Below are 9,427 nucleotides of genomic sequence, written 5' to 3'. Positions count from 1 at the left end.
AAACAGTCGACCCCCATCAACTGCACCCCCATAGGCAGGGGCGATGCGACGCAGAAACCCGTTCCGGAAAAGCCCCGCCTTCCCGAGTTTCGTGCATCAACTAACCTTCTGATGGCCGCCGGAAATTCGATTCGAGTGGCAGCCGGAGGATCAAAATAGACAGGCCTGCATCGCCGGATCAAGGGCACTGCCAGTCAAAAATGTGAAATAAAGCCGTTGACTCGGCAAACCCGCAGAAAAGGCCGGTTTGAATAAATTTCTATATATATCAGATACTTAATAGATCATCTTGACCGCCACCTGTCTCGAATCGAGAGAGAATCGCCGGAAATAGGCGCTTCCTCCAAAATGACCCTTTGGTGAACGAAACATGAAAAAGCCCGCCCCGCTGAGAATCGCGGGGCGGGCGTATTTCTTCTGACGAGTTTGAAAGTGGCTGGGGCTTAGCCCAGCGCGCCGACGCGCTTCGTCAGGCGGCCGAACTTGCGAGCCGCAGTATTCTTGTGCAGCACGCCGCGGGCCACGCCACGCGCGAGTTCCGGCTGGACCGACTGAAGCGCCGTGGTCGCAGCCGCCTTGTCGCCGGCGGCGAGGGCGGTTTCGACCTTCTTCACCAGGGTGCGAATCCGGCTGATGCGGGCGCCGTTGATTTCGGCGCGGCGGGCGTTGCGGCGGATGCGCTTCTTGGCTTGCGGCGTATTGGCCATTTACTGTCCTCGGTTCTCGTCAAATCTCATGAAAAGGCCCGCCGGGAATCGCCAGCCAGCCCTGTGAAGGTGCGCCCCTTACAGGGGATCATGAGGGGCGTCAACCGCTGAACGCCCCGCTATCGCTGGCATTTCGGGCAGAAAAAGGTCGATCTGCCCCCATCCACCCGGCGGCTTATGAGCGTGCCGCAAAGGCATGGCTGCCCTTCGCGGCCATAGACCCGCCATTGTTTGGAGAAATAGCCCAGCTCCCCATCGGGCCGCGCATAGTCGCGCAAAGTGGAGCCGCCAGCGGCAATGGCGGCGGTCAGCACCTCGCGAATCGCCTCGACCAGCAAAGTAAGGCGCGGGCGGCTGATCCTGCCCGCTTCGCGGGTCGGGGCGATGCCCGCCATGTTGAGCGCTTCGCAGACATAGATATTGCCCAGACCCGCGACGATGCGCTGATCGAGCAGCGCGGCCTTGATCGAGGTCGCCTTGCCATGGAGCCTGGCCGCCAGGGCGGCGGCGGTGAAGTCCGGGCCCAATGGTTCCGGCCCCATGCGGGTGAACGGGCTATAGCTTTCCCAAACCTCGCTGCGGACGAGATCGAGCGAGCCGAAGCGGCGGGGATCGTTGAGGGAGAGCAATCGCCCGCCCGAAGTCTCGATCAGCAGATGGTCGTGCGCGCCGATCTCCGCCGGGTCGATTCGCCAGCGGCCGGACATGCCGAGATGGAAGATCAGCGTGTCGCCCCGGTCGGTGTCGATCAGGCCATATTTGGCGCGGCGGGCCAGCGCCGTGACTGTGGCGCCGGTCAGGCGCTGGCGCAAATCGACGGGAATCGGGAAGCGCAGGTCGGCGCGGCGCGGCTCGACACGGGTAAGGACGGCGCCCTCAAGAACCGAGCGGAGGCCCGTGACCGTGGTTTCGACTTCGGGGAGTTCGGGCATGGCCTTTCTATGTCGTGCGTCAACCGGCCGGGCAACAGGCGACTTGATGCATGCGCCGCTCCCCGGACATTTTAGCTGATCTCAGATGTTTCCTCTCCTCAAGAAAATGCTCTAGAGCGTGCGCCCATGAGTGAAACCGCTTCCTTTGGCTATCGCGATGTCGAAGCCACCGACAAACAGGGGATGGTCCGCGCCGTCTTCTCCAACGTGGCGTCCAAATATGATCTGATGAACGACGCCATGTCGGCGGGCGCGCATCGGCTGTGGAAGGACCAGTTCGTCAATCGCGTGAAGCCACGGCGGGACGAGCAGATTCTCGACATGGCGGGCGGCACCGGGGACATTGCTTTCCGGATGCACAAGCATGGCGCGCGGGTCACGGTGTCGGACATCAACCCCGAAATGCTGGCCGTGGGCGTCGAACGGGCGCAGAAGAAAGGCTATGAAGGTCTGATCTGGTCGGAGCAGAATGCGGAAGAGTTGAGCTTCGGGGATCGCGCTTTCGACGCTTATACGATCGCGTTCGGCATCCGGAACGTGACGCATATCGACAAGGCGCTGCGGGAAGCGCATCGGGTGCTGAAATTTGGCGGGCGCTTCTTCTGCCTCGAATTTTCCACCACGACCTGGCCGGGCTTTTCGGATGTCTATGACGTCTATTCGCATCGGCTGGTGCCTAAGCTCGGCAAGCTGCTGGCGGACGATGAGGACAGCTATCGTTACCTGATCGAATCGATCCGGCGCTTCCCGACCATGCCGGAGTTCGAACGGATGATCCGGGAAGCCGGGTTCGTGCAGACCAAGGTCGAGCCGATTCTCGGCGGGCTGGTCGCAATCCATAGCGGCTGGAAGATTTGATGGGCAGGCAAGTAAAGCCCCTCCCGTTCAGGGGAGGGGTTGGGGTGGGAGCCATCCATTTTGCACAGCGCTTGGGGCACTCCCCCACCCCCAACCCCTCCCCTTCAGGGGAGGGGAGCAAGTAACGTGGCCTCCCATATCACGCATATCTGGCGGCTGGTTAAGTGGAGCCGTATCCTAGCGCGCCATGGAGCCTTGCGGGGAATTGAGCGCGATCCCTTGACCCCGACGCCAGTGCGGCGGCTGATCAAGGTGGCGCGTTTCGGCGCGCGCGTGCCCAGGCAACCACGCTATGCCGACGCCTTTCAGTCCATCGGCCCGGCGGCGATCAAACTGGGGCAGACGCTGGCGACGCGGCCCGATCTGGTAGGCGACGAGGCCGCCAATGATCTGCTGCGCTTGCAGGACGCGCTGCCGCCCGTGCCCTTTGCGACCATCAAGGCGCAGATCGAGCAGAGTTTCGGGCGACCGCTGGAGGCGCTGTACAGCCGCTTCGATGAGGAGCCGGTGGGCGCGGCCTCCATCGCGCAGGTGCATCGGGCGGTCACGACGCAGGGGCGCGACGTCGCGGTCAAGGTGATCCGCCCCGGCGTCACCGATCAGTTCAATCGCGACATCCAGACCTATGAATGGGCCGCCGCCCATGTCGAGATGCTGGGCGGCGAACTGGCGCGGCTGCGGCCCCGGCTCGTCATCGCGAACATGAAGCGTTGGACGGCGCGGGAACTCGACCTGCGGCGCGAGGCGGCCTCCGCCTCCGAATTGGGCGAGGCGATGGAGGCGATGCCCGGCTATCGCGTGCCCGCCATCGACTGGGACCGCACCAGCGGCAAGGTCATGACGATGGAATGGATCGACGGGGTCAAGATCTCCGATCGGGACGCGCTGATCGCCGCCGGGCATGATGTGAAGGAGATCGCGTCGCGGCTGGTGAATGCTTTCCTGCGGCAGGCGATTGCCGAGGGCTTCTTCCATGCCGACATGCATCAGGGCAATCTGTTCGTGACCGCCAATGGCGATATCGTCGCCATCGACTTCGGCATCATGGGGCGGATCGACCGGCGCGCGCGCATGTGGCTGGCGGAGATTCTCTATGGCCTCATCACCGGCAACTATAAGCGCGTGGCGGAAATCCACTTCGAGGCGCAATATGTGCCGGGCCATCATAATGTCGAGGAGTTCGCGACGGCTCTGCGGGCCGTGGGCGAGCCGATGCGCGGCAAGCCGGTGCGCGAGCTGTCGGTCGGCGGCATGCTGGACGGGCTGTTCGCGATCACCCGCGATTTCGACATGCAGACCCAGCCGCATCTGCTGCTGCTGCAAAAGACCATGGTGATGGTGGAGGGCGTGGCGACCTCGCTCGATCCCGACATCAACCTGTGGGAGACGAGCGGGCCTTATGTGAAGGAATGGCTGCGGTCGGAACTGGGGCCGGAGGCGAAGGCGGCCGACGCGCTGATCGAAAATTGGCGGATTTTGCAGCGCCTGCCGGGACTGGTGAAGCGGATCGAGGAGGCTTTCCCCGAAAAGGGTGGCGCGCCGCCGCCGCCGCCTTTGCCGGAGGTGCGGCTGATCCGGGTCGGGGCCGGGTGGCGCTATGTGGTGGTGGCGTTGCTGGCCGGAGCGATCGGGGCTGGCGCCATGGCGGCGGTGACGTCCTTTCTGTAGGGGTTGTTTTCGGCCAGAGGTGGACGTTGATAATAGGCTACATATATCCTTTCAGTTACCGTTCATCCCGTTCAAGGCATTGACAGTCAGCGATGGAGCCTCTTCCCCTGCCCCGGACCGCCCTCGCATGCCGAACCATGATCGCATGAACGCCCGCTGGCTTCGCGTCGCCGCCATTGCCGTGGCGTCACTCGCCTTGCTGGCGCGCCCGGCGGCGGCACAGCAGATTTTGCGGGACGCGGAAACCGAGGCGTTCATGGCCGACATGTCCGCGCCCTTGGCCAAAGCGGCGGGCATGGAGCCGCGCAATGTCCAGGTGCTGGTGATCAATGACCCGGATATCAATGCCTTCGTCGCGGGCGGCCAATATGTCTGGGTGCATAGCGGGCTGATCGCCGCGGCCGACAATGTGAACCAGGTGCAGGGCGTGGTCGCGCACGAAATCGGCCATATCGAGGGCGGCCATGTCATCCGCTATGGCGAAGGGATGAAGGAGGCGACCGGCATCACCCTGCTCAGTCTGGTTCTGGGCGCTGCGGCGATCGCGGCGGGCGGCGCGGAAGCGGGCATGGGCATTTTGGGCATGGGGCAGCAGGCGGCGATGGGCAAGTTCCTCGCCTTTTCGCGCGCGCAGGAAAGCTCCGCCGATCTGGCCGGGGCGCGTTATCTCAGTAAGGCCGGAATTTCGGGCAAGGGCAGCCTGGAATTTTTCAAGAAGCTGCAGAACCAGGAATATCGCCTCGCCATCCCGCAGGACGACAGTTACGGCCGCACCCACCCGCTGTCGGGCGAACGCATCAATGTGCTGCGGGAGGTTTATAGCGTCGATCCCGCCTGGGACAAGCCGATCGACCCGAAGCTGGAGGCGCGGTTCGAGCGGATCAAGGCGAAGCTGGTCGGCTTCGTATCGGAGCCCAATCAGACCCTCATCAAATATCCCGAAAGCGACCAGTCGATCCCGGCCCATTATGCCCGCGCCTATGCCTGGCATAAGAGCGCCTATCCGGACAAGGCGCTGGCGGAGGTCGACGCGCTGCTGACAGCCGTGCCGCACGATCCCTATTTTCTGGAGTTGAAGGGGCAGGTGCTGCTGGAAAGCGGCAAGCCCGCCGATGCCATTCCGCCATTGCGGGAAGCGGTGCAGCTTACCAACCAGCCGCTGATCGCCACCCTGCTCGGCCATGCGCTGATCGCGACGGAGAATGACGCGAATTTCGCGGAAGCGGAAAAGGTCTTGCGCAACGCCATAGCGCGGGACCGGGAAAATCCCTTCGCCTGGTATCAATTGGGCGTCGTTTACGAGCATCGCGGCGACTTGCCCCGCGCGGCGCTGGCGACGGCGGAGCGCTATTCGATGATAGGCGAGGACCAGATGGCGCTGCGCAGCGCCGACGCCGCGATGCAGGGGTTGAAGCCAGGCACGGTTGACTATCTGCGCGCACAGGATATCGCCATGGTCTCCCGCGCCGCCGTCGAACAGAAGCGAAAGAAAAAATGACCGAAAATTCGCGACCCGGCTTTCGTGCGGCGCTTTCCAACAGGACCATATTGATGACCCTTGGCGTTTTCGCCTTTATCGCCGTCACCGCGACCGGCGCTGCGCTAGGCACGCAGAGCACTGGCCGCGTGGATGCGAGCGACAAGGCTGCGATCGAGCAGATCGTCCACGACTATATATTGGAGCATCCCGAGATCATTCCGCAGGCGGTTGAGAAATTGCAGACCAAGCGGATGGCCGGCACGATCGACGCCAGCCGCCAGACCATCGAAACGCCCTATGCCGGGGCATGGGAGGGCGCGGCCAAGGGCGATGTAACTGTGGTCGAGTTTTTCGACTATGCCTGCGGCTATTGCCGGGCTTCGCTCCCCGATCTCGCCAAGCTGGTGGGTGAGGACAAGGGGGTCAAGGTCGTCTATCGCGAACTGCCGATTCTGTCCGACGAGAGCATCAATGCCGCGAAGGTGTCGCTGCTGGCGGCGGAGAAGAACCAATATATGCCCTATCACCGGGCGCTTTACGCCGCCGGGAAAGTGACGCGCGAGACGATCCTGGCTGCGGCGGCGAAGGTCGGCATCGACGCCAGGGCGGCGGAAGCGGCCATTGCGGACAGCAAATATAATGCGGAGATCCAGTCGAATATCGCGCTGGCGCAGAAGCTGCAGGCGTCCGGCACGCCGACCTTCGTGATCGGGGGACAGGTTCTGAACGGGGCTGTGGGTTATGATGCGCTGCAGGCGGCGGTGAGCGCGGCGCGGGGGAAATAGGCGGCGGTTTTGGGTGGGGGCGGACATTCTGCTTGCGCCGTTTCCCAGAAACGCAACGTACTGCTGCGAAGGCACTGGAGCGAGACCCGCGGCTCGCGACGGCTCAGTCCCGTCGTCAGTGGATCATCGCACGGCCTGAACTGGGTTCCTGCCTGCGCAGGAACGCGTTGCGCCTAATGTCCCGTACTGACCAAGAACGGACATTCCGCTCCACCATCTTCAAAACCATGACCTCCTGCCTCCTCCGCCATTGACTCGGCCATGCCTTTTGCCTATCGGACGCCCCCTGACATGCGGTCGCCCAACGGCGGCCCTTTTTTGTCACGCCTGATTCTTTTAGTATTTTGAGGAATGAACGATGAAGCGCACCTTTCAGCCGAGCAATCTGGTTCGGAAGCGCCGTCACGGTTTCCGCGCCCGCATGGCGACTCCCGGCGGCCGCAATGTGATCCGCGCACGCCGTTCGCGCGGCCGCAAGAGCCTGAGCGCCTGAACGACGCGCCGCTAGCGAGCGCGCCTGCCGTCATGGCACGGCGCGCCGATTTTCTGGCGGCGAATCGCGGACGGCGCGCCCCCATGCCGGGCTTTGTCCTGCTGGTGCGCGAACGTGGCGATGGCGATCCGGCGATGCGCATCGGCATCACGGTCACGAAAAAGATTGGCGGCGCTGTCATCCGCAACCGGATGAAGCGCCGTTTTCGCGTCCTGGCGCGGGAACTGCTGCCCGCGCTTGGCGTGCCGGGGGCCGACCATGTGCTCATCGGACGCGCTGAGGGGATCGAGCGCGATTTCGGCCTGCTCCGTGGCGAGATGGAGAAGGCGCTGCGCAAGGTGATGAGCCGGCCTGTTGGCGAGGCGCCGCGCAGGAAGGGGCGGCCTTCTGCACCGAAGAATAAGGCGCTTTTGCGAAAGCACCCGACCGAAACCGTCGGCTCGGGAGAGCCTGGTCCAGACACAGCGATTCCAGGCGACGACCGAACCGGGCCGCCGCGAGCCGGTCTCGCTCCAGTGCCTTCGCAGGAAAATGGAGCGGAAAAGCCTTGATCGGGCGCATCCTCATCCTGATAGCGCGCTTCTGGCAGCTTGGTCCTTCGCGCATTTTACCGCCCAGTTGCCGCTATGCCCCCTCCTGTTCGGAATATGCCATTCAGGCGATCCGCAAATATGGTGCGGTGAAGGGTAGCTGGCTGGCCACGAAGCGGCTAATGCGATGCCACCCTTGGGGCGGTTCGGGTTACGACCCGGTCCCCTGACACAGATTTCAAAAGATACGGCGGAGCCGACAAGCGTGGACGACAAGAAGAATATCATTCTGGCGGTGCTGCTGACCGCGGCGATCCTGTTCGGCTGGCCCTATGTCACCAAACATTTCTTCCCCGCCGCCAATCCGCCCGCGACCAAGGTCGAAAGCGGCAAGACCACGCCGCTGACGCCCTCCGGCTCCACTCCGGCGGCCGAAGGCTCCGCCGCGGTCCGCGATCTGGCGCTGGTGTTGAAGGACAGCCCGCGTATCCCGATCCGCACGCCCAAGATCACCGGCTCGATCAACCTCAAGGGCGCGCGCATCGATGACATCGTGCTGCCGACCTACAAGGAAACCATCGCCAAGGATTCGCCCGCGATCCGCCTCTACAGCCCCAGCGGCACGAAGGACGCTTATTTCGCGGGCTTCGGCTGGCAGGGCGAAGGGGTAAAGACGCCCGATGGCAGCAGCGCCTGGACAGCGAACGGCAAGGAGCTAACCCCGACCAGCCCCGTCACGCTGACGTGGAACAATGGCGCGGGCCAGACCTTCGAGATTCGCTATTCGATCGACGAAAATTACATGATCACCGCGCAGCAGAAGGTGTCGAACAGCAGCGTCGGCGCGGTGGGCGTGAAAAGCTATGGCTATGTCAGCCGGGCGCATCCTTCGGTCGATCCCGACACCTGGACGATTCACGTCGGCCCGATGGGCGTGTTCAACGGCGCGGCCAATTATGACGTGAATTACAAGGATCTGGCCAAAGGACCGGCGAGCCAGAGCTTCCAGTCGACTGGCGGCTGGATCGGCTTTACCGACAAATATTGGCTGTCCGCGCTGGTGCCTGATCAGAAGACCGCCTTCTCCGGCCAGATGCGCAAGGGTGCGGGGACGCAGTTCCAGACCGACGTGTCGCTGGCTCCCGTGATGCTCGCGCCCGGCAAGGCGGTGACGCAGACCAACCGGCTGTTCGTCGGCGCCAAGGAAGTGAAGACGCTGCAAGCCTATGAGCGGGCGGGCGTGCCGCTGTTCGACCGGGCGATCGACTGGGGTTGGTTCTACTGGTTCGAACAGCCGATCTTCGCGTTGCTGCACTGGCTGTTCACCGTCATCGGCAATTTCGGCGTGGCGATCATCTGCCTGACCTTCGTGGTGCGCGGCCTGATGTTCCCCGTCGCCCAGCGCCAGTTCGCCAGCATGGCGGCGATGCGCGCCGTGCAGCCCAAGATGAAGGCGCTGCAGGAGAAGCATAAGGACGACAAGCAGAAGCTCCAGCAGGAGATGATGGAACTTTACAAGCGCGAGAAGGTGAACCCGCTCGCCGGCTGCCTGCCGATCTTCATTCAGATTCCGATCTTCTTCGCGCTGTACAAGGTGTTGCAGCTGACGATCGAAATGCGCCACCAGCCCTTCGTGCTGTGGATCAAGGATCTCTCTGCGCCCGATCCGCTGCACATCGTCAATCTCTTTGGCCTGCTGCCCTTCACGCCACCCGCTTTCCTCGGCATCGGCCTGCTGGCGCTGCTGCTCGGCATCAGCATGTATTTCCAGTTCAAGCTGAACCCGGCGCAGATGGACCCGATGCAGCAGCAGGTGTTCGCGATCATGCCGTGGATGATGATGTTCATCATGGCGCCCTTCGCGGCGGGCCTGCTGGTCTACTGGATCACCAACAACTGCCTGTCGATGTTGCAGCAGTGGTTCCTCTACAAGCGTCACCCGCAGCTCAGCGCAGCGACCGCGAAATAAGGCTG

9 protein-coding genes and 1 pseudogene are annotated in these 9,427 nt (G+C 63.2%); 8 read left to right on the top strand and 2 right to left on the bottom strand.

Annotated elements, in window-relative coordinates; translation table 11 throughout:
• Positions 1 to 443 precede the first annotated feature (443 nt).
• Positions 444 to 707: a 30S ribosomal protein S20 gene (gene rpsT, locus VVT58_RS15700; RefSeq protein WP_066559930.1), complete on the bottom strand. Its 264-nt coding sequence runs from the start codon at positions 705 to 707 to the stop codon at positions 444 to 446.
• A 119-nt stretch (positions 708 to 826) separates the two neighbouring features.
• Positions 827 to 1,639, bottom strand: a complete 813-nt coding sequence (gene mutM, locus VVT58_RS15695; RefSeq protein ID WP_327752899.1) for a bifunctional DNA-formamidopyrimidine glycosylase/DNA-(apurinic or apyrimidinic site) lyase — start codon at positions 1,637 to 1,639, stop codon at positions 827 to 829.
• A gap of 126 nt (positions 1,640 to 1,765) precedes the next feature.
• Here mutM and VVT58_RS15690 point away from each other — a divergent pair, with 126 nt between their 5' ends.
• From VVT58_RS15690 to yidC, 8 genes and pseudogenes are all read left to right on the top strand, one after another.
• Entirely contained in the window at positions 1,766 to 2,497 is a 732-nt protein-coding gene (locus VVT58_RS15690; RefSeq protein ID WP_327752900.1) for a class I SAM-dependent methyltransferase, read from the top strand.
• A 126-nt stretch (positions 2,498 to 2,623) separates the two neighbouring features.
• Complete coding sequence (ubiB, locus tag VVT58_RS15685; RefSeq protein WP_066559939.1) at positions 2,624 to 4,165, top strand: 2-polyprenylphenol 6-hydroxylase; 1,542 nt, start codon at positions 2,624 to 2,626, stop codon at positions 4,163 to 4,165.
• Between the two features lie 127 nt (positions 4,166 to 4,292).
• Entirely contained in the window at positions 4,293 to 5,663 is a 1,371-nt protein-coding gene (locus VVT58_RS15680; protein ID WP_327752901.1) for a M48 family metalloprotease, read from the top strand.
• Positions 5,660 to 6,430, top strand: coding sequence for a DsbA family protein (locus VVT58_RS15675; RefSeq protein ID WP_327752902.1), 771 nt, complete (start codon positions 5,660 to 5,662; stop codon positions 6,428 to 6,430). Before VVT58_RS15680 ends, VVT58_RS15675 begins: the two co-directional genes overlap by 4 nt.
• Before the next feature lie 358 nt (positions 6,431 to 6,788).
• The gene (rpmH, locus tag VVT58_RS15670) at positions 6,789 to 6,923 is read left to right on the top strand and encodes a 50S ribosomal protein L34 (protein WP_021317369.1); all 135 of its coding nucleotides are present in this window, start codon (positions 6,789 to 6,791) and stop codon (positions 6,921 to 6,923) included.
• Between the two features lie 32 nt (positions 6,924 to 6,955).
• Positions 6,956 to 7,303 (top strand): annotated as a pseudogene (gene rnpA / locus VVT58_RS15665) (ribonuclease P protein component); the annotation flags it as partial.
• Positions 7,304 to 7,470: 167 nt separating this feature from the next.
• Positions 7,471 to 7,683: a membrane protein insertion efficiency factor YidD gene (gene yidD / locus VVT58_RS15660; protein WP_082748686.1), complete on the top strand. Its 213-nt coding sequence runs from the start codon at positions 7,471 to 7,473 to the stop codon at positions 7,681 to 7,683.
• Positions 7,684 to 7,718: 35 nt separating this feature from the next.
• A complete protein-coding gene (yidC, locus tag VVT58_RS15655) occupies positions 7,719 to 9,422 on the top strand; it encodes a membrane protein insertase YidC (protein ID WP_327752903.1) in 1,704 nt (567 codons plus the stop codon).
• Positions 9,423 to 9,427 lie beyond the last annotated feature (5 nt).

The organism is Sphingobium sp. SJ10-10 (assembly GCF_036038995.2).
In the GTDB taxonomy this organism is placed as follows: domain Bacteria; phylum Pseudomonadota; class Alphaproteobacteria; order Sphingomonadales; family Sphingomonadaceae; genus Sphingobium.
The sequence above is the reverse complement of the archived record's forward strand: the minus strand, read 5'-3'. Positions and strand labels throughout refer to the sequence as shown.

Bases quoted from the DNA above. Each gene is read 5' to 3' on its own strand.
- VVT58_RS15680 (WP_327752901.1), top strand. From the start codon at position 4,293: ATGCCGAACCATGATCGCATGAACGCCCGCTGGCTTCGCGTCGCCGCC.
- mutM (WP_327752899.1), bottom strand. From the start codon at position 1,639: ATGCCCGAACTCCCCGAAGTCGAAACCACGGTCACGGGCCTCCGCTCG.
- rpsT (WP_066559930.1), bottom strand. From the start codon at position 707: ATGGCCAATACGCCGCAAGCCAAGAAGCGCATCCGCCGCAACGCCCGC.
- rpmH (WP_021317369.1), top strand. From the start codon at position 6,789: ATGAAGCGCACCTTTCAGCCGAGCAATCTGGTTCGGAAGCGCCGTCAC.
- VVT58_RS15675 (WP_327752902.1), top strand. From the start codon at position 5,660: ATGACCGAAAATTCGCGACCCGGCTTTCGTGCGGCGCTTTCCAACAGG.
- VVT58_RS15690 (WP_327752900.1), top strand. From the start codon at position 1,766: ATGAGTGAAACCGCTTCCTTTGGCTATCGCGATGTCGAAGCCACCGAC.